Below are 18,956 nucleotides of genomic sequence, written 5' to 3' on the forward strand. Positions count from 1 at the left end.
GCGCCGCGATGCCGCCGCTCGCGGTGTCGGCGGCCGTGCCCGATCCGGCGCAGGCCGGCCGCGCGGCCGGCGCAGGCGCGATGCGCCGCGTGCGCGCCGATACGCTGAACCGGCTGCTGAGCCTGTCCGGCGAATCGCTCGTCGAATCGCGCTGGCTGAAGCCGTTCGCCGAGTCGATGCTGCGCGTGAAGCGTGCGCAGCGCGATGCGGCCCGCTCGCTCGATCTGCTGTATGAACAGTTCGCCGACGATCTCGACGCGGGCGTGCTCGCGTCGGTGAATGAAGTGCGGCACATGCTCAACGACCTGCAGCGTTCGCTCGCCGAGCGCATGGACGAGTTCGACCGCTTCGAGCGGCGCAGCACGCATATCGCCGAGCAACTGTACGACGAGGCGTTGCAGTGCCGGATGCGGCCGTTCGGCGACGCGACGCGCGCATATCCGCGCATCGTCCGCGATCTCGCACGCTCGCTCGGCAAGCAGGTGCGCTTTTCGATCGTCGGCGAAGGCACGCAGGTCGATCGCGACATCCTCGACCTGCTCGATGCGCCGCTCGGCCATCTGCTGCGCAACGCGATCGACCATGGCGTCGAGCCGCCCGAGGCGCGCCGCGCACGCGGCAAGCCGGCCGAGGCGAGCGTGACGCTCGAGGCGCGCCATAGCGCCGGCTCGCTGCTCGTCAGCGTGATCGACGACGGGCCCGGTGTCGACATGGACGCATTGCGCGCGGCCGTCGTGCGCCAGCGCCTGACCGACGACGAGACGGCCGCGCGCCTGTCCGATCCCGAGCTGCTCGAATTCCTGCTGCTGCCGGGCTTCTCGATGCGCGACGCGGTGACGGACGTATCGGGCCGCGGCGTCGGCCTCGACGCGGTGCAGGAGATGGTGCGCGGCGTGCGCGGCGCGGTGCGCATCTTCAACGAGCCGGGCGCGGGCATGCGCTTCGTGCTGCAGCTGCCGCTGACGCTGTCGGTGATCCGCAGCCTGCTCGTCGAGGTCGGCGGCGAGCCGTATGCGTTTCCGCTCGCGCACGTGCGCCGCACGCTGGAGCTCGCGCACGACGACATCGACGTGCTCGAAGGCCAGCCGCATTTTCCGTTCGACGGCCGGCGCGCGGGGCTCGTCGCCGCGCATCAGCTGCTCGATGCGGGCGAGCCGGACGCCGCGCGCGCGAGCACGGCGGTCGTGGTCGTCGGTGCCGAGCCGGAGCTGTACGGCGTCGCCGTCGACCGCTTCCTCGGCGAGCGGATGCTCGTCGTGCAGCCGCTCGACAGCCGGTTGCACAAGATCCAGAACATCGCGGCCGGCGCGTTGCTCGAGAACGGCGATCCGGTGCTGATCGTCGACGTCGAGGACCTGATCCGTTCGGTCGACAAGCTCGTGCGCGGCGGCCAGCTCGCGAAGCTCACGCGCGATCCGCAGCTCGCGCTCGCCGACCGGCGCCGCCGCGTGCTCGTCGTCGACGATTCGCTGACGGTGCGCGAGCTCGAACGCAAGCTGCTGGAGAAGCGCGGCTACGACGTGACCGTCGCCGTCGACGGAATGGACGGCTGGAACGCGGTGCGCAGCGACACGTTCGATCTCGTCGTGACCGACGTCGACATGCCGCGAATGGACGGTATCGAGCTGGTCACGCTGATCAAGAACGACCCGATGCTCAAGCGCGTGCCGGTGATGATCGTGTCGTACAAGGATCGCGATGAGGATCGCCGCCGCGGGCTCGATGCCGGCGCCGACTATTACCTCGCGAAGAGCAGCTTCCACGACGAGGCGCTGCTCGATGCGGTGCACGACTTGATCGGGGATGCGCGCGCATGAACATCGGCATCGTCAACGATCTGCCGCTTGCCGTCGAGGCGCTGCGCCGCGTGATCGCGCTGCGCACCGATCACCGCGTGCTGTGGGTGGCGACCGACGGCGACGAGGCCGTGGACTTCTGCGTCGCGCATCCGCCCGATCTCGTGCTGATGGATCTCGTGATGCCGAAGCTCGACGGCGTGGCCGCGACGCGGCGGATCATGGCGCGTGCGCCGTGCGCGATCCTGATCGTGACCGCGAGCGTCAGTGCGAACACGTCGTCGGTGTACGAGGCGATGGGCGCCGGCGCGCTCGACGCAGTCGACACGCCGACGCTCGCGCTCGGCCTGCCGTCGGATGCGGCGCCGCAGCCGCTGCTCGCGAAAATCGACCAGATCGGCCGGCTGCTCGAAAGCCGGACCGCGGCGCTCGTGCCGCCCGGGCCGGCGCCCGCGCGCGGCCAGCCGACGCTGATCGCGATCGGCGCATCGGCCGGCGGCCCGACCGCGCTCGCCGCGCTGCTGCGTGCGCTGCCGGCCGATTTTCCGGCGGCGCTCGTGATCGTGCAGCACGTCGACCAGGCGTTCGCGCTCGGGATGGCCGAGTGGCTCGACGGCTATACGCGGCTGCCCGTGCGCGTCGCGCGGCAGGGCAGCGTGCCGCAGGCGGGCGAGGTGCTGCTCGCGGCGACCAACGATCACCTGTGGCTGTCGCCGCGCGGCGTGCTCGGCTATACGCGGCATCCGGCGGAAACGCCGTACAGGCCGTCGATCGACGTGTTCTTCAACAGCGTCGCCGACGGCTGGCAGGGCAATGCGCTCGGCGTGCTGTTGACCGGGATGGGGCGCGACGGGGCGCTCGGGCTGAAGGCGATGCGCGCGAAGGGCTGCTACACGATCGCGCAGGACGAGGCGACCAGCGCCGTGTACGGGATGCCGAAGGCGGCCGCGGCGATCGGGGCGGCGTCGGCGATCCTGCCGCTCGACCGGATCGCACCACAACTGATTGCGCGCGTGACGCGCGTGCCGCGCGACTGACGGCCCGCGTTGCGCGCGGTGCGCGGCGTCGCGTACAATTGCCGCCTGCGGAGATGGCATGCCTCCCTGCGGTCGAGTCCGGCGCGTTGTGCGTGCGGTTCGGCCCTCAACCGCCGGTTCGCCCGGCTGATGATGCCTGCGTGTTCCTGGGTTGTCAGGAGGTCGCAGGCCGTCCATGCGGTGTTCTGCCGCCCAGGTTTCGATGTCCCGTCGAATCTGGAAATCATGTTTTTCTCGACTTCTGCCGATATTTTCGCGACCGTGCGCTACGTGTGCCGCTGGCTCGCGCTCTCGGCCCTGCTCGGCGCGCTGGCCGGCACGGCTTCCGCGTTGTTCCTGATCGCGCTCGACTGGGCGACGGGCACGCGCGTCGCGCATCCGTGGCTGCTGTGGGGGCTGCCGGCCGCCGGCTTCGCGACCGGCTGGGTCTATCACCGGTTCGGCCAGTCGGTCGCGCGCGGCAACAACCTGCTGATCGACGAGATTCACGATCCGAAGGCGCTCGTGCCGAAGCGGATGGCGCCGCTCGTGCTCGTCGCGACCGTCGTCACGCACCTGTTCGGCGGGTCGGCCGGCCGCGAAGGCACGGCCGTGCAGATGGGCGGCGCGCTCGCCGATCGCATCACGCACGTGCTGCGGCTCGATCGCGAGCACCGGCGCGTGCTGCTGATGGGCGGCATCGCGGCCGGGTTCTCGTCGGTGTTCGGCACGCCGCTCGCGGGCGCCGTGTTCGGGCTCGAGGTGCTCGCGATCGGCCGCGTGCGGTACGACGCGCTGTTGGCGTGCGTCGCGTCGGCGATCGTCGCCGATGTCGTGTGCCGTGCGTGGGGTGTGCATCACACCGTGTATGCGATTCCGTTCGTGCCGGCCGTGTCGGCGACGGGGCTGGCCGCGACGGTCGTCGCGGGCGTCGCGTTCGGTGTCGTCGGGCGGATGTTCGCGTTCGCGACGCACGCGTTGACCGCATGGTTCCGGCGCGTCGTCCGCTACGCGCCGCTGCAGCCGGTGCTCGGCGGCGCGATGGTCGCCGCGGCGGCGACCATGCTGAACGTGCCGCAGTATCTCGGGCTCGGGATTCCGACGATCGAAGCCGCTTTCCACGGGCCGCTGCCCGTCTACGAGTTCGCCGGCAAGTTCGCATTGACCGTCGTCACGCTCGCGTCGGGATTCAAGGGCGGTGAAGTGACGCCGCTGTTCTACATCGGCGCGACGCTCGGCAACGCGCTCGGCCAGGTGCTCGCGCTGCCGGTGCCGGTACTCGCAGGGCTCGGCTTCGTCGCGGTGTTCGCGGGTGCGGCGAACACGCCGATCGCGTCGACGATCATGGCGATCGAGCTGTTCGGCGCGGATGTGGGCGTGTATGCGGTCGTCGTGTGCGTGGTCGCGTATCTGTTTTCCGGACACGCGGGGATTTACCGGTCGCAGCGCGTGGCGGTCGGGAAGGGGGCGCGGGCGGAGGTGGAGTGAACGGCGGCTTGCGCAAAGCCGGCGCCGGCGCGCGGATGAAAGCCGGTATCCGGTGATCGCGGGACCACCGGGTCAACCGGCGTGCATCATTCCTTCGGCAGCTTCGCGACGTTCCGCGCGAGCAGTTCTTCGATATCGATGCCCTTGTCGGCCAGCAGTGTCGTGACGATTCCGCTCAACTCGCCGAGCGTTTCGTTGACCGCGTCGCGGATCGTGTCCACGACGACCTGGGTGCTGCGTTCGATCTCGATGTTGACGTTGTCATCGACGCCCTTCGCATCGAACGTGGTCGCGCGGCGCGTTTCGGGAATCAGCCAGACGTCGAACCAGCCTTCGTCGCGATTGACGTCCGACACCGTGAGGCTGCAGCCGTTGATCGCGATATAGCCCTTCGCGAACACGTAGCGCTTGAATTCGGCCGGCACGCCGATGCGGATCATCCGGTTGTGTTCGGACGATGCGATGTGCAGGATGGTCCCCATGAAGTCGACGTGGCCGGACAGCGGATGCCCGCCGATTTCCGCGCCGTCCTTCGCGGCCCGTTCGACGTTGACGCGGGCGCCGGTCGTCAGGTTGGCCAGCGTGGTAATGCGCAGGCTCGGCAGCATCACGTCGAAGTCGATCAGCACCGGCGAATGGATCGTCGTCACCGTCAGGCAGACGCCGTCGACCGACACGCTCGCGCCGATCTCGATGCCGGTGGTGAACCGCTCGGGGAATTCGATGCTGAACGTCCTCAGTTCGCCGTGATCCTTGACGGCCTTGATGACGCCAACACCCTGAACAATGCCTGTAAACATGATCTGCCTTTCGTCGCGAATTGCGTGGCCGGTATGATAAGTGATCCGGGGAACCCCCATGACGAACAGGGTCGGGCGCGCGGCGCCGACGCCCAGCGAGAAGGGCCGTGCGGTGGCACGGCCCCGATGCGGCGCAATCGCGAACGCGGCGCGGCGGCGGCCACCGCGACCGCGCCGCCGGCCTGCATCGCAGCCGTTCGCATCACGCCTCCGCCGGCTCCCCGCGCCGCCCGGCATCGTCGCCCGTCAGGCGCGGCGGCGAATCGATCAGGCCCTTCGCCAGCTCCAGCGCCTGCCGCTCGAACAGCCGGCGATAGACCCCGCCGTCGATCCGGATCAGCGCGTCGTGGTTGCCCTCCTCGATCACCTTGCCGCGATCGAGCACCAGCAACCGGTCGAGCGAGCGCACCGTCGACAGCCGGTGCGCGACCACGAGCGTCGTGCGGCCGACCATCAGCCGCTCCATCGCCTGCTGGATCAGCACCTCGCTTTCGCTGTCGAGGCTCGACGTCGCTTCGTCGAGGATCAGGATCGGCGCATCCGCGAGGAACGCGCGCGCGATTGCGACGCGCTGGCGTTCGCCGCCCGACAGCTTGATCCCGCGCTCGCCGACGAGCGTGTCGTAACCATCCGGCAGCGCCGCGATGAAGTCGTGCGCGCTCGCCAGCCGCGCGGCGCGCTCGATTTCCGCACGGCTTGCGCCGGGACGTGCATACGCGATGTTCTCCGCGAGCGTGCGGTGGAACAGCACGGGCTCCTGCTGGACGATCGCGATCTGGCTGCGCAGCGAATCCTGCCGTACCTGCGCGATGTCCTGGCCGTCGATCGTGATGCGCCCGCCCGATACGTCGTACAGACGCTGGATCAGCTTGATGAACGTCGTCTTGCCCGACCCCGAATGACCGACGAGGCCGACGCGTTCGCCTGGCGCGATGCGCATCGAGAAGTCGTCGTACAGCGGCACCGGATGGTTGCCGTAACGGAACGTCACGTGCTCGAAGCGGATCTCGCCATGGTCGATCCGGATCGCCGGCGCGCCGGGGCGATCGTCGATGCCGAGCGGCTGGCGCTCGAGCGCGACGAGTTCTTCCATGTCGTTGACCGAACGCTGCAGGTTGCGGATGTGCATGCCGACATCGCGCAGGTAGCCCTGCAGCACGAAGAACATCGTCAGCGAGAACGCGATGTCGCCGACGCTCGCTTGGTCGTTCGCCCACAGCCGCAGCGCGACGCCGATCATTGCCGCCTGCATCGCGACGAGCATCGCGCCCTGCAGGCCGCCGTTGAACGTGCCGCGCACCCACGTGCGGCGCGTGCGCTGACGCCACTTGCCGATCACGCGCGCGAGCCGCGCTTCCTCGCGCGTTTCCGCGCCGAACGCCTTGACGACCGCGTTGCAGCTGACCGCATCGGCGAGCGCGCCGCCCATGCGCGTGTCCCACATGTTGCCGAGCCGCGCGGCCGGCGCGACGATGCCGAGCGACACGGCGACCGTCACCGAGATGTACAGCAGCGAGCCCGCGCCGACGACGAGCCCCATCACCGGCCAGTGCGTGCCGAGCAGCACGGTCGCGCCGACGAGCATCGTGACCGACGGCAGCAGCGCGATCAGCACGGTGTCGTTCAGCAGGTCGAGCGCCCAGATGCCGCGCGTGATCTTGCGCACGGTCGAGCCCGCGAAGCTGTTCGCGTGCCAGTCGGTCGAGAAGCGCTGCACGCGATGGAACGACGCGGCGGCGATCTCGCTCATCATCTTCAGCGTGAGCGTGATGATGTTCAGGTAGACGCCTTGGCGCAGCAGCGTCGCGCCGATGCCGAGCGCGGCCAGCGCGCCGAACGCGACGAGGGCCGCGTGCCACGCGGCGGCGCGATCGGTCAGGCCGGCCGACAGCGCGTCGACGAGGCGGCCGGCGAACAGCGGCGTGAGGACGTCGGCGAGCGCGGCGAGCAGCGCGAGGCTCGCGACCGCGGCAATGCGCGCCGGCTGCTTGCGCCAGTAACGGATGGTGAAGCCGAAGACGGCCTGGAATGCCGGGCCGCCCGGATGGGTGGTTTTTCTGGTCATGTCTCGTTGCCCGGCGCATCGCGCGGCGGGACTTTCCGGTTCGGAGAACGTCGAAAACGCAACAGCCGGCCCGCACGGACCACGCGGACGAAATGAAACGGGCTGTCGGGAAAATGCGCGGGCTGGCGGGTTAGCGGAGCACTCGGGAGCCGGCGCGGACGACGGGCGGGATCAGCCGCGTCGCGAGACCACGTTCGGGAAGGCTGCTGGCATTCGGAACATCTGCACCTCCCTGAAGTGAACGGTTGAAAAGACGCCGAAAAGGCGTGTCGCCATCTTATCAGCAGTGCGCGATGTGCCGCAATGTCTGACGAATGCGCCGTAGCAGCGTCGATACGGATGCCATCCCGCCCTTTTTCGCGCGCGTCCCGCGGTGCGGTGCCGCACGGGGCGGCGTGCGGCATCGATTACACTTCGCGGTTGCGCGCGGGCCGATGCGGCCCCGCAGATTCACCACGATATCTTCCCGAGGAAACGATGAGCGACGTTCAGCAAGGCATCCTGACTCCGATCGACACGGCGGCCCGATACCTGACTTTCACGATTTCGAACAACGGCAATGTCGCCGCGGCACTGAAGGCGTTGCGCGAGCTCGTCGACGGGCGCGGCGCGGTCGCGGGTTTCGGACACGCGCTGGCCGCGCACCTTGGGCGTCCGGTGCCGGGCCTTGCCGAATACCCGGCGTTCGCGGTGAACGACCGCACGCTGCCGATCACGCCGGCCGACGTCTGGGTCTGGCTGCGCGGCGACGATCGCGGCGATCTCGTGCTGCGTTCGCGGGCGATCGAGCGTGCGCTCGCGCCGGCGTTCGCGCTGCAGGACGTGGTCGACGGATTCCGCTATTCGAACGATCGCGACCTGTCGGGTTACGAGGACGGCACCGAGAACCCGACCGGCGACGACGCGCTGGCCGCGGCGATCGTCACCGGGCAAGGCGCGGGGCTCGACGGTTCGAGCTTCGTCGCGGTCCAGCAGTGGCTGCACGACTTCGACCAGATGGAGCGTATCGCCGCCGGCGACATGGACCACATCATCGGCCGCCGCCGCTCGGACAACGAGGAACTCGACGATGCGCCCGAGTTCGCGCACGTGAAGCGCACCGCGCAGGAGAGCTTCGAGCCCGAAGCGTTCATGCTGCGCCGTTCGTCGCCGTGGGCCGATGCGCGCCGCGCCGGGCTCTACTTCGTCGCGTTCGGCGCGTCGTTCCGCGCGTTCGACGTGCAGATGCGCCGGATGAGCGGCGCGGACGACGGCATCGTGGACGGCCTGTTCCGCTTCACGCGGCCGCTGACCGGCGCGTATTTCTGGTGTCCGCCGGTGAAGGGCGGCAAGCTGGACCTGTCCGCGCTCGGGCTGTAAACGCCGAACGCCATCCGCAAACGGGCGGGCCGCGCATCGTGCGCGGTTCGCCCGTTTTGCTTGTTGCGTGTCGGCGCGTGCGGCTCGGCAAGATCGGCACGCGGCGTGTCAGGTCAGCGTCGTTTCGATGCGCGTGCCGCGCTTGACGAACAGCGTCACCGGCGTCTTCTCGCAGATCTCCGCGAGACGTTCGCGCTGCGCGTCGTCGAGCGGGCCGTCGAGCGTCACCACGCGGCGCACGTATTGCTGGCCTTCGCGATCGGCATGCAGTTCGGTGCGCACGTCGATGCGCACGGCCGGCCACGTCTTGCGCTGCATGTACATGCGCAGCGTCGCGGCCGTGCATTGCGCGAGGCCCGCGAGCACGAGCTCGAACGGCGCCGGGCCGACGCCCTGTCCGCCTTCGCGCGGCGCTTCGTCACCGGTCAGCGCGTGCGTGCCGGCCTGTAGCTGGACGACATAGTTCGGTGCATCGGCGCCGAGGGTGGCGGCAGCGTGGATGAGCGGCATGGCGAGTCTCCGGTAAGCGTGAACGAGAGGCCGCGTCGTCGCGCGGCACGTCGACCGTCAGCATACCGCCTTGGCCGAAATCGCGGACGCCGCGTGTCTCGCCGGCGCTCGACGCGATCAGTCCGCGCCGACCCCGGCGCTCCGGCGCACGAGTGCCGCGACGCGTTCGCGCACCCACTGGTGCGCGCGGTCGGTTGCGCGCGATTCGTGCCAGTACGCGAGCAGCGGAAACGGCTTGAGCCGCAGCGGCAGCGGCTGCACGGCGATCGGCAGCAGCGCGGCCATGCGCAGCGCATACGTGCGCGGCAGCGTCAGCAGCAGATCGCCCGCCGCGGCGATCTGGCACGCGGCGAAATAGTGCTGGCAGACGAGCTGGATATGACGGAAGCGTCCGTCGTTGCCGAGCAGCACATCGAGCGATTGCGGTTCGCCGAGCGACGACACCGCGATGTGCCGGGCAGCGAAATAGTCGCCGCGCCGCAGTTGGCCGCTCGTCAGCGGATGATCGCGCCGCATTGCGACGACGAGCGAATCGTCGAGCAGGTGCTCGGTCGCGATCCGCGGGCCGGTGCGCACGCGGCGATCGACGACGAGGTCGAGATTGCCCGATGCAAGTTCGCGCTCGATGTCGTGCACCGCGACACGGCGGCTCACGACGCGCAGGCCCGGCGCTTCGTCCGCGAACGCGGCGACGATCTGCGGCAGCGCGAGCGATTCCAGCACGTCGCGCATCCCCACCGCGATGCTCAGGTCGAGCGTCGCCGGGTCGAATGCCGCGGGTTCGCGCGCGGCGCGCTGCAGGCCGGCGAGGTGAAGCTGCACGTCGGCGATGATCGCGCGCGTGCGTTCGGTCGGCACGATGCGGTTGCCCTGGCGCACGAACAGCGGATCGTCGAAGTGCGCGCGCAACCGGTTGAGCGCATGCGTGACGGCCGGCTGTGTCAGATGCAGCGCGCGGGCGGCCGCACCGATGCCGCCGTGCACATAGACGGCGTCGAACACGCGGAACAGGTTCAGGTCGAGACGATGATCGGCGGGCACGGGGTGTGAGCGGAAGTGGGAACGTCGCCGATTCTAGAGCGATCGGACCGTGTTGGCCGGGCGCGCCGGTGCGCGTGCGATCGAACGCGCGCCGTGCCGTCGATTCGTGCCGGTTTTTCAGATTGCGGATTGCGACAACGTTTGCCCCGAATCAATTCATTCCTTTATGAACCATTTGCGTCTATTTCGCGCAAACCCGCTGTCTTGGTGAAAGCTGTTTAATAAACTTTAAAAATTCGAGATTCGCAGCTGCTGTTTGTTTTTAATCTTACAACGGACAGTGCGATTTTTTCGTGTTCGATGGGGCGAATTATTGTCGTGACGGGAATGCGAGCTTTATCCAATAATTCGGGCGCGCTTCACGGCGGGACTTGTATCAATCCGCCACAACCCTGTCGGCATCGGCCAGTTCCGAAGCGGGTTTCGGTTTAAAGATATGATGCGGACGCTTTTTCAAGCACAGAGAAGCGCATCGATCAAATAAAAGCGCATTTGAGAGAAGTGGGCAGCGAAATACGGGGGCTGGGCAAGTGGATGCTGGTGAACAACGGGCGGTTGTCGTCTTTTTGAGTGCGGGTTTCTCGCTGGCCCAGGCCGCGTACGTGATCGAGGCGTTCAACCTCGCCAATCGTCTGTTGCCCGTGGGCCCCCGCTATCAACTGACGTTCGTGTCGGCCGGCGGAGGATTGTTGCCGTCGTCGTCCGGTGTGCAGGTGACGACCGACATGTTCGACGATACCCACGCGCAGCGCGCGCATGCGTTCTTGCATCTCCACGGCGACCATCTGCTGTTCGCATGGACCGAAGCGCTGCTGCTCCGGTTTCGCGCCGTGCACGCGCGCGCCCGGTGGATCGCCGACGACGTGAAAATGCCCGCGACCATCGTGTCGAAGCGGGCCGGCGTACGGCAGCCCGCGGCATCGATCGTGAGCTTGGTGTCGGCGGCGGACCGTGCCGACGAGCCGGCCGAAGACGCAGAGGTGCCTGCGGTTCTGCTGCAATTGTTCAGACATGAACTCGGCGCCGGCGCGGCCGACGAGATCGAGCGGCACGTTTGCCGCGATTCCGGCGGCCTTTTCGCGCATTCGCCCGATTGGTCGATGCGCGAACTCGCCGCGAGCCAGCCGATTCGCGCGGCCATGCAGCTACTGCGCGCACGCAGTGCCGGGCGGATCTCGATCGTCCAGGTCGCACAGGCCGTCGCGATGAGCGAGCGCAACTTTCTGCGGCGCTTCAAAAAGGAAGTCGGCGTCACGCCGACGGAATTCGTATTGAGCGTTCGTCTCGAACGCGCACGCCACATGCTCGTCCACACGACGCTGCCTGCCGACAAGGTTGCACGGCGCACCGGTCTCGGCAACGGCGAGCGCCTGGCAAAGCTGTTCCGGCAACACGTTGCGCTGTCGCCGACCGAATTTCGCGTGATCGAGCGCGAGCGAATCGCGAAGGCCGGCATCGACCTCTCGTCCCCGCCGACGCCCGATCGCGCGCGTGACGCACGAGCGTGCGAACCGACGAACCGACGATCGAGCGGCAACGTCCGGTATTCCAGGGGCGCGACGACTCGATCGATACGTGATGACGCAGCGGTGCCCGAAAGCGCGTCCGTTACGCCGCGTGTTACGCGACGTGTAACGTAACAACGCCGCCGCGACGTATCGCGCGCACCCGTCAAGCCGGCATTCAATTCCTGAACAACTTCGCGTAATCCACGGATTCCACAAGGGTTTCCATCCGACAAGGAACGGGCGCCGACCTGGTTTGCGCTGATGGCACGCTTTCTGCTTATTCGACTGCGTGCCGCAGTAAATCAACATCAATAACATCAGACCAATCATGAATTCGATTCCGACTTTCGGTATCGGCGCCGGGGAAATGCCGTCGATGCCATTCATTCGTGCCGCCGCCATCTGGCGGGTCATCCTGCGTATTCGACAGCGCCGCGACGCTCGTCGCTGAGTTAATCCTCGACCGCATCACTGCGTACATTGCTTTTTGGGGCATGCGCGACGGCGTATTCGCTCGTCGCCAATGCGTGCGTCATGCCGTGAGCGCCGGTCTGAATCAATAACGTGAAATATCGTTCTTCATCTCATGGAGAGCGATAAATAGGAATCCTCTATGGCGAGCGGCTATCGACCGGCTTCACGCATGCCGTCGCGCGCAGTGGTGCAACGGTTCATGCAAGCGAGCAGGCTCCGGTATTCCGGCGCTGCCGATTACGTCGCGAATGCGGGGGCTAGATGAGCGACACGTCACATTTCGAATACAGGTCGGTTGCGCCGAGCGTCCAGGGCGCCGTCGCGCGTACGGTCGATCTGATGCTGATCGTGTTCGGTGCGGTGCTGGCAGCGCATTTCCGTTTCGACGCGGTGATGAATGCCCGGTTCGACGTGTCGGTCGTTGCGTTTTCGAGTGCCTTTTCGTTGATGTTGTTTCCGACGTTCGGTGTGTATCAGTCGTGGCGCGGGCGCTCGCTGTTCCGGTTGGCCGGGCAACTGGCGCTGGCTTGGCTGATCGCGCAGGGTGGTGCGCTGGTGGTGACGTTCACGCTTCACAGGTCGGACACCGTGTCGCGGTTGTGGTTCGCATACTGGACGGGCATGACGGGCACCGCACTCGTCGTGGTGCGGCTGGCCGTGCACGCGATGCTGCGTCGGTTGCGGCATGCGGGCATGAATCTGCGATCGGTCGCGGTCGTCGGCCGCGGCGAGTATTGCCGTCGCGTACTCGGCACGATCGAGCGGGCGCCCGCGAGCGGGTTTCGGGCCGCTGCGGTGTTCGACGCCGATTCCGCGGCGCGCGGGACGGTGGCCGGTATTCCGGCGTTCGAGAACGAAGCCGCGTTCATTGCGTATGTACGCCAGCAGGGCATGCGCGAACTCTGGCTCGCGCTGCCGTTGTCGGAGGAACGCACGATCCTGCGGTTCGTATCCGAATTCCGCGACGAGCTCGTGAACATCCGCTTCATGCCGGACGTCAGCACGTTGTCGTTGTTCGACAGCGCGATGACCGACGTGCTCGGCGTGCCGGCGATCAATCTGGCCGCGTCGCCGTTGCCGCCGCATGCGCTGCTGAGCAAGGAGATTTTCGATCGGTGCTTCGCGGCGTGCGCGCTCGTCGCGCTGCTGCCCGTGATGCTGATCATCGCGATCGCCGTCAAGGCGACGTCGCGCGGGCCCGTATTTTTCAGGCAGCGCCGCAAGGGCGCGGACGGACGCGTGTTCCGCATCTACAAATTTCGCACGATGCGGCTGCATGCGGAGCAGCCGGGCGTGGTCGTGCAGGCGACTCGCAACGATGCGCGGATCACGCCGCTCGGGCGTTTCCTGCGCCGCACGAGTCTCGATGAATTGCCGCAGTTCATCAACGTGCTGCTGGGCGACATGTCGGTCGTCGGGCCGCGTCCGCATGCGCTCGAGCATGACGAGCTGTATCGCAAGGTCGTCGATCGCTACATCCAGCGCTACCGGATCAAACCCGGAATGACGGGGTGGGCGCAGGTCAATGGATATCGGGGTGAAACCGATCGGATCGAGAAGATGCAGGGGCGGGTCGAGCACGATCTCTATTACCTGCAGAACTGGTCGTTCGGGCTGGATATGAGGATCGTGGGCGCGACGATTCTGAAAGGGTTCGCGGGAAGCAATGCGTATTGATTGCGCGGCGGCGAGGGCGTCGCGCGGGGTGAGAAGGCCGCTGGCGTGACGACGGAAGGCGGATGTGTACAAGCGTGTCGATGAAATCGAAACCATGAAAAATCGAGTGAAACAAGCTGTCCGGTTCGGCTCGCCAGGCCTGCGCGGTCGCTGGACGACAATGTTCATCGCGAGCGCGTGCCTGGTGTTGTCGGGATGTGCCGCCGCGCCCGGGATGCGCATGACCGGACCCGCGACGCTCGCGGTATCCGGCGGGGGCGGCAACGCGCCCGCGGAGTCGATGCAGATTCCGATCGAGGAAATCAACGCGACGCTGATTCGCCAGCTCAGCGCGGCGGCCAGCGCCGACGACGGCGAGCGTGTCAGATCGCTCGTCGGCAAGGCCCAGCCCTATACGCTCGGCGCGGGCGACGTCCTTCAGATCACGGTCTGGGATCATCCGGAATTGACGCAGGCGCAGGGCGCACCGCAGCAGACGAACGGGCGCCCGTTCGATCCGCCGCAGGGTTTCGTCGTCGACAACGTCGGCAACGTGCAGGTGCCGTATGCGGGGAACGTGCATGTGGCCGGACTCACGGTGGACGACGCGCGCAACGCGATCACGACGGCGATGGCGCGCTACTTCGTCACGCCGAAGGTCATGGTCAGGGTCGCGTCGTTCAGGGCGAAGCAGATCTACGTCGACGGCGAGGTCCGCACGCCGGGCAACGTGCCGATCAACGATATTCCGATGACGCTGTTCGAGGCGGTCAATCGCGCGGGCGGATTCGCTCCCACGGCGGATCAGAGCCATCTGGTGCTCGTGCGCGACGGCGTGTCGTATCCGCTCAACGTGCCGGGCATGCTTGCGCGCAACGTGAACCCGGCGTCGATCGCGCTGCGCGACGGCGATCTGCTGCGCGTCGTGCCGCGCGAAGACAACGGTGTGTACGTGATGGGCGAGGTGGCCAAGCCGGTGACGGCGTTGCCGCTGCGAACCGGCAAGCTGACGTTGAGCGACGCGCTGTCGCAAGCCGGCAGCCTCAACAGCACGAGCGCCGACGCTGCGCAACTCTACGTGATTCGCGGCGCGCACGGCGAGACGCCGCAGGTCTATCACCTGGATGCGCGATCGCCGGTATCGATGGTGCTGGCGAACCAGTTCGAGTTGCGGCCGAAAGACGTCGTCTACGTCGACGGCAACGGGCTCGTCCGATTCAGCCGGGTTCTGAGCCTGCTGCTGCCCGCCATCAACGCAGGCCTGACCGCGGCGATCGTCTCCAAATGATCAAGCATCTGCTCGTCGTTTGCCACGGCAACGTGTGCCGCAGCCCGATGGCGCAGGGCTTGTTCCAGCGCTTGCTGCCCGGGGTGACGGTGTCGTCGGCCGGTTTGTCGGCCAGGAACGGGATGGCGATCGATCCGGTTGCCGCGGCGCTGCTGAAGTCGCGGGAAATCGACATGTCGACGCACCGCGCGAGACGGCTCGACGAGCGCATGTGCAGCGCCGCAGACCTGATTCTCGTGATGGAGCTCGAGCAACGCAGGGCGATCGAGCGCTTCCATCCCGCATCGCGAGGGCGCATCTATCGCATCGCCGAAGCCTTTCCGTCCGACGTGGCCGATCCGTACCGCCGGTCGCAGCGCAGCTACGACTATGCGCTGACGCTGATCGAACACGGCGTCAACGACTGGGTCGAGCGCATCGGCAACCTGATCGAACGTGCCCGTTGAGCCGTTCGGCTCGTCGGCCCAAGGATATCGGCAGTCAACATGAACTCTATGAAAGCATCCGCTCAATTCCCGCGAGACCCGGACGAAGTGGACATTCGCGGCATCGCCGACATGATGATCAAGAACGTCGGGATCATCGGCATCGTCACGTGCGTCTTCGTGCTGTTCGGCGGCCTCTACGCGCTCGTCGCGAAGCCCGTCTACAGCGTCGACATCGTCGTGCAGGTCGAGAGCAACGGCGCCGACATGATGGGCGGGGCGGCCGGCGGTCTCGTCGGCGGTCTCGGCTCGCTGTTCGACGTCAAGTCGACGGATGACGGCGAAATGGAGATCCTGCGATCGAGACTCGTCACCGAGCCGGTCGTCGCCGATCAGCGTTTGGCCATCGATGCGAAGCCCAACCATTTCCCGATCATCGGCGCGGTGATCGCACGCTTCAACAAGAAGCTGTCCACCCCTGGCCTGTTCGGGATGGGCGGATTCGTGTGGGGCGGCGAACGTATTTCGGTGTCGGCATTCGAGGTGCCGCGGGATTTCCTCGAGGACCGGTTCTTCGTCACGTTCGTCGGCGATGGCCGCTTTCGTCTCTCGGGAGGCGACCTGGACGCCGACGCAACGGGCCGGATCGGCGTCCCGCTGCATGTCGGCACGCCGGCCGGCGACGTAACGCTGACGGTAGCGGCGATCGAAGGGCGCCCGGGTGCGCAATTCGTCGTCAAGGCATTCTCGAAGCAGAAGATGCTGACGAAACTGCAGAAGGCGCTGACCATCACCGAAAAGGGCAAGGATCAGTCCGGCGTCATCGGCGTCGCGTACGAGAACGACGATCCGGTCCTGGGCGCTGCCGTGCTGAACGAGATCGCCGACAACTACGTTCGCCAGAATGCCGACCGGAAGGCGGCGACCGCGGAGAAATCGTTGCGCTTCCTGACCGAGCAGGTTCCGGACGTCGAGAAGCAGTTGCGCGCGGTCGAGGATCGCCTGAACGCCTACCAGACGAAGCATGAGGTGATCGACCTGACCGAGCAGGCGAAGGCGATGCTGAACCAGTCGGTCACGGCGCAGACCTCGTTGTTCGAACTGGAGCAGAAGCGCAAGGCACTGGCGTCCGTCTACACGCCGGAGCATCCGCAGCTTGCGTCGCTCGACCAGCAGATCGCCGCGGCCAAGGCCAACGTCGGCACGTTCAACGACGCGATCCAGCGTCTGCCCGACGCGCAGCAGAACATCGTCCGGCTGCGGCGGGACGTGACCGTACAGACGGAAATCTATGTCGGGCTGCTGAACAGCATCCAGCAGTTGCGGCTCGCGACGGCGAGCAAGATAGGCAACGTGCGCGTGATCGACCACGCGATCGTTCCGGATCAGCCGGTGTGGCCGAAGCCGGCGCTCGTCGTCGCGCTGGCTGCGGTGATCGGCCTCGTGGCGGGCGCGTGCGTCGCGATCGCGCGGGCCGTGCTGTTCGGCGGCGTGACCGATCCGTCGGACATCGAGCGCGACGCCGGCCTGAACGTCGTCGCGACGATTCCGCTCAGTCCCGTGCAGCGCCAGCTGACGCGGGCCGGCACGGGCGCGAGCCAGGGCGCGACGATTCTGGCGTTGGCCCGGCCGCACGAGCCGGCGGTCGAGGCGCTGCGGAGCCTGTGCACGGCGTTGCAGTTCCTGCTGCTCGATCGGCCGAAAAACAACGTGGTGCTCGTCACGGGACCGTCCGCCGGCATCGGAAAGTCGTTCATCTCGGCAAACGTCGCGGCGCTGCTCGGTCAATCGAACAAGCGCGTGTTGCTGATCGACGGCGATTTGCGGCGCGGGCGTCTCGCGAAGGATTTCGGAGCCCAGTCGGCGTCCGGATTGTCGAGCGTCCTGCGCGGCGAAGCGGTGCTCGATCAGGCGATCGTGCGCGGTGTGTCGCCGCATGTCGACTTCCTGCCCACCGGCCCGCGCGTCGGGCAGCCGGTCGAGCTGTTCGCGTCGAACGACCTCGCGATGGTGCTCTCCGACGTTTCGCATCGCTACGACATCGTTCTGCTCGATGCGCCGCCGCTGTTGCCGGTCACTGACGCGACGGTGTTCGCGCGGCACGCGGGCACGATTCTGCTCGCCGCCCGCTCCGGCATGACGACCCAGGGCGAGATCCTGGAATCGGTGAAGCGGATCGAGCGCGTGGGCGCGACGGTGACGGGCGTGGTGTTCAACGGCTTCCGGCCGGGGCTGCGCTCCGCGCAGTACGGCAACTACGGCGCGTATGCGTACGAAGGCGCCGACGCGGAAGCACGCGCCGAGCGGATGTGAGCCGTTTCACGGAGAAGCCGATGACTGTCCGTCATGAAAACATTCTCGTCACTTTCGGCACGCGGCCGGAAGCCATCAAGATGGCGCCCGTCGTGCGGCGGCTGAAGGCGCGTGCCGGCGTGCGATGCGCGGTATGCGTGACCGCTCAGCATCGGCAAATGCTCGACCAGGTGCTCGACCTGTTCGGCATCGTGCCCGATTTCGATCTCGACCTGATGCGCAACGGGCAGACGCTCGGCAACCTCACCGGTCAGATCCTGACGACGCTCGATCCGGTTCTCGAATCGTTCAAGCCGGACCTGGTGCTCGTGCACGGCGACACCACGACGACGCTCGGTGCTTCGCTGGCCGCGTATTACCGGCGCATTCCGGTCGGACACGTGGAGGCCGGCCTGCGCACGGGCAACCTGTATGCGCCGTGGCCCGAGGAGGCCAACCGGAAAATGACCGGCACGCTCGCGCTGCATCATTTCGCGCCGACCGAGACGTCGAAGGCGAACCTGCTGTCCGAAGGCGTGGCTGCCGAACGGATTCACGTGACGGGCAACACGGTCATCGACGCATTGCTGACAGTGACCGAACGTTTGGCGCATGAGCCGGAGCTGGCGTCGCGGATGCGTGCCGCATTTCCGTTCCTCGGCGACGCGCGCCGAATGATCCTCGTGACCGGGCACCGCCGCGAGAATTTCGGCGTGGGTTTCGAACGGATCTGCACGGCACTGGCGACGATCGCGACGCGTTTTCCCGAGTGCCGGATCGTCTATCCGATGCATCTGAATCCGAACGTCCGCGAGCCGGTGACGCGCTTGCTCGGCGACATTGACAACGTCGTGCTCATCGAACCCCAGGAATATCTGCAGTTCGTCTATCTGATGAGTCGCGCGTGGCTGATCCTGACCGACTCCGGCGGCATTCAGGAGGAAGCGCCGTCGCTCGGCAAGCCGGTGCTCGTGATGCGCGATACGACGGAGCGTCCGGAGGCCGTTGCGGCCGGGACGGTCTGGCTGGTGGGCACCGACGCGCATCGGCTGGTCAGCGCGGTCACGCAGCTGTGGGAGTGCCCGGACGTGTACCACTCGATGAGCCGCGCGCACAACCCGTACGGCGACGGCCACGCGAGCGAGCGCATCGTCGACCTGCTGACGGCTCCCGCGCCCGAATCATGCACGGCGGCAGCGGCGGCCGCCCGGTTTGCGTGAACCCTATTCCCAATACAG

At 67.1% G+C, this 18,956-nt stretch carries 16 protein-coding genes and 1 riboswitch; of the genes, 11 read left to right on the top strand and 5 right to left on the bottom strand.

Annotated elements, in window-relative coordinates; all coding sequences use genetic code 11:
- From BSE24067_RS19395 to BSE24067_RS19405, 3 genes are all read left to right on the top strand, one after another.
- Positions 1 to 1,817 (top strand): hybrid sensor histidine kinase/response regulator (locus tag BSE24067_RS19395; RefSeq protein WP_420883520.1); only part of this gene is annotated, 1,817 nt, incomplete at its 5' end.
- Positions 1,814 to 2,833 carry a chemotaxis response regulator protein-glutamate methylesterase gene (cheB, locus tag BSE24067_RS19400; RefSeq protein WP_151065495.1) on the top strand — a complete coding sequence of 340 codons (1,020 nt, stop codon included), beginning with the start codon at positions 1,814 to 1,816 and terminating at the stop codon, positions 2,831 to 2,833. The genes BSE24067_RS19395 and cheB, both read left to right, overlap by 4 nt.
- 40 nt (positions 2,834 to 2,873) lie before the next feature.
- Positions 2,874 to 2,979: riboswitch (Fluoride riboswitch) on the top strand.
- Positions 2,980 to 3,058: 79 nt separating this feature from the next.
- Positions 3,059 to 4,300 (top strand): voltage-gated chloride channel family protein, encoded by a 1,242-nt coding sequence (locus tag BSE24067_RS19405; RefSeq protein WP_151065494.1) that lies wholly within the window; start codon positions 3,059 to 3,061, stop codon positions 4,298 to 4,300.
- Between the two features lie 86 nt (positions 4,301 to 4,386).
- Here BSE24067_RS19405 and BSE24067_RS19410 read toward each other — a convergent pair whose 3' ends face one another.
- Positions 4,387 to 5,100, bottom strand: a complete 714-nt coding sequence (locus BSE24067_RS19410) for a riboflavin synthase subunit alpha (protein WP_151065493.1) — start codon at positions 5,098 to 5,100, stop codon at positions 4,387 to 4,389.
- A gap of 202 nt (positions 5,101 to 5,302) precedes the next feature.
- Positions 5,303 to 7,165, bottom strand: a complete 1,863-nt coding sequence (locus tag BSE24067_RS19415; RefSeq protein ID WP_151065492.1) for an ABC transporter ATP-binding protein — start codon at positions 7,163 to 7,165, stop codon at positions 5,303 to 5,305.
- Positions 7,166 to 7,642: 477 nt separating this feature from the next.
- On the opposite strand from BSE24067_RS19415, the gene BSE24067_RS19420 reads away from it, so the two are divergent.
- Positions 7,643 to 8,524 (top strand): Dyp-type peroxidase, encoded by an 882-nt coding sequence (locus tag BSE24067_RS19420; protein ID WP_151065491.1) that lies wholly within the window; start codon positions 7,643 to 7,645, stop codon positions 8,522 to 8,524.
- A 108-nt stretch (positions 8,525 to 8,632) separates the two neighbouring features.
- Here BSE24067_RS19420 and BSE24067_RS19425 read toward each other — a convergent pair whose 3' ends face one another.
- The 3 genes from BSE24067_RS19425 to BSE24067_RS32585 form a co-directional block, all read right to left on the bottom strand.
- A complete protein-coding gene (locus tag BSE24067_RS19425) occupies positions 8,633 to 9,034 on the bottom strand; it encodes an OsmC family protein (protein WP_151065490.1) in 402 nt (133 codons plus the stop codon).
- 117 nt (positions 9,035 to 9,151) lie between these two features.
- On the bottom strand, positions 9,152 to 10,075 hold the full coding sequence (locus tag BSE24067_RS19430) for a LysR family transcriptional regulator (protein WP_151065489.1): 924 nt from the start codon (positions 10,073 to 10,075) through the stop codon (positions 9,152 to 9,154).
- Positions 10,076 to 10,551: 476 nt separating this feature from the next.
- Positions 10,552 to 11,160 (bottom strand): hypothetical protein, encoded by a 609-nt coding sequence (locus tag BSE24067_RS32585; RefSeq protein ID WP_244130461.1) that lies wholly within the window; start codon positions 11,158 to 11,160, stop codon positions 10,552 to 10,554.
- A gap of 120 nt (positions 11,161 to 11,280) precedes the next feature.
- Here BSE24067_RS32585 and BSE24067_RS32590 point away from each other — a divergent pair, with 120 nt between their 5' ends.
- The 7 genes from BSE24067_RS32590 (at position 11,281) to wecB (ending at position 18,938) form a co-directional block, all read left to right on the top strand.
- Positions 11,281 to 11,715 carry a helix-turn-helix domain-containing protein gene (locus BSE24067_RS32590; protein WP_244130471.1) on the top strand — a complete coding sequence of 145 codons (435 nt, stop codon included), beginning with the start codon at positions 11,281 to 11,283 and terminating at the stop codon, positions 11,713 to 11,715.
- A gap of 196 nt (positions 11,716 to 11,911) precedes the next feature.
- Positions 11,912 to 12,034 carry a hypothetical protein gene (locus BSE24067_RS32810; RefSeq protein WP_279612131.1) on the top strand — a complete coding sequence of 41 codons (123 nt, stop codon included), beginning with the start codon at positions 11,912 to 11,914 and terminating at the stop codon, positions 12,032 to 12,034.
- 284 nt (positions 12,035 to 12,318) lie between these two features.
- A complete protein-coding gene (locus BSE24067_RS19440; RefSeq protein WP_151065488.1) occupies positions 12,319 to 13,734 on the top strand; it encodes an undecaprenyl-phosphate glucose phosphotransferase in 1,416 nt (471 codons plus the stop codon).
- A 94-nt stretch (positions 13,735 to 13,828) separates the two neighbouring features.
- Positions 13,829 to 15,001 carry a polysaccharide biosynthesis/export family protein gene (locus BSE24067_RS19445; protein WP_477021218.1) on the top strand — a complete coding sequence of 391 codons (1,173 nt, stop codon included), beginning with the start codon at positions 13,829 to 13,831 and terminating at the stop codon, positions 14,999 to 15,001.
- A complete protein-coding gene (locus BSE24067_RS19450; RefSeq protein ID WP_151065486.1) occupies positions 14,998 to 15,447 on the top strand; it encodes a low molecular weight protein-tyrosine-phosphatase in 450 nt (149 codons plus the stop codon). Before BSE24067_RS19445 ends, BSE24067_RS19450 begins: the two co-directional genes overlap by 4 nt.
- 39 nt (positions 15,448 to 15,486) lie before the next feature.
- Positions 15,487 to 17,739 carry a polysaccharide biosynthesis tyrosine autokinase gene (locus tag BSE24067_RS19455; protein WP_151065485.1) on the top strand — a complete coding sequence of 751 codons (2,253 nt, stop codon included), beginning with the start codon at positions 15,487 to 15,489 and terminating at the stop codon, positions 17,737 to 17,739.
- A 20-nt stretch (positions 17,740 to 17,759) separates the two neighbouring features.
- Positions 17,760 to 18,938, top strand: a complete 1,179-nt coding sequence (wecB, locus tag BSE24067_RS19460) for a non-hydrolyzing UDP-N-acetylglucosamine 2-epimerase (RefSeq protein ID WP_151065484.1) — start codon at positions 17,760 to 17,762, stop codon at positions 18,936 to 18,938.
- Positions 18,939 to 18,956 lie beyond the last annotated feature (18 nt).

The organism is Burkholderia latens (assembly GCF_902499045.1).
Classification (GTDB): domain Bacteria; phylum Pseudomonadota; class Gammaproteobacteria; order Burkholderiales; family Burkholderiaceae; genus Burkholderia; species Burkholderia latens.

Coding starts and splice junctions, on each gene's coding strand:
- BSE24067_RS19410 (WP_151065493.1), bottom strand. CDS start 5,100: ATGTTTACAGGCATTGTTCAGGGTGTTGGCGTCATCAAGGCCGTCAAG.
- BSE24067_RS19455 (WP_151065485.1), top strand. CDS start 15,487: ATGAACTCTATGAAAGCATCCGCTCAATTCCCGCGAGACCCGGACGAA.
- wecB (WP_151065484.1), top strand. CDS start 17,760: ATGACTGTCCGTCATGAAAACATTCTCGTCACTTTCGGCACGCGGCCG.
- BSE24067_RS32810 (WP_279612131.1), top strand. CDS start 11,912: ATGAATTCGATTCCGACTTTCGGTATCGGCGCCGGGGAAATGCCGTCG.
- BSE24067_RS19425 (WP_151065490.1), bottom strand. CDS start 9,034: ATGCCGCTCATCCACGCTGCCGCCACCCTCGGCGCCGATGCACCGAAC.
- BSE24067_RS32585 (WP_244130461.1), bottom strand. CDS start 11,160: ATGCGCGAAAAGGCCGCCGGAATCGCGGCAAACGTGCCGCTCGATCTC.
- BSE24067_RS19450 (WP_151065486.1), top strand. CDS start 14,998: ATGATCAAGCATCTGCTCGTCGTTTGCCACGGCAACGTGTGCCGCAGC.
- BSE24067_RS19440 (WP_151065488.1), top strand. CDS start 12,319: ATGAGCGACACGTCACATTTCGAATACAGGTCGGTTGCGCCGAGCGTC.
- BSE24067_RS32590 (WP_244130471.1), top strand. CDS start 11,281: ATGAGCGAGCGCAACTTTCTGCGGCGCTTCAAAAAGGAAGTCGGCGTC.
- BSE24067_RS19420 (WP_151065491.1), top strand. CDS start 7,643: ATGAGCGACGTTCAGCAAGGCATCCTGACTCCGATCGACACGGCGGCC.
- BSE24067_RS19405 (WP_151065494.1), top strand. CDS start 3,059: ATGTTTTTCTCGACTTCTGCCGATATTTTCGCGACCGTGCGCTACGTG.
- BSE24067_RS19445 (WP_477021218.1), top strand. CDS start 13,829: ATGAAAAATCGAGTGAAACAAGCTGTCCGGTTCGGCTCGCCAGGCCTG.
- cheB (WP_151065495.1), top strand. CDS start 1,814: ATGAACATCGGCATCGTCAACGATCTGCCGCTTGCCGTCGAGGCGCTG.
- BSE24067_RS19415 (WP_151065492.1), bottom strand. CDS start 7,165: ATGACCAGAAAAACCACCCATCCGGGCGGCCCGGCATTCCAGGCCGTC.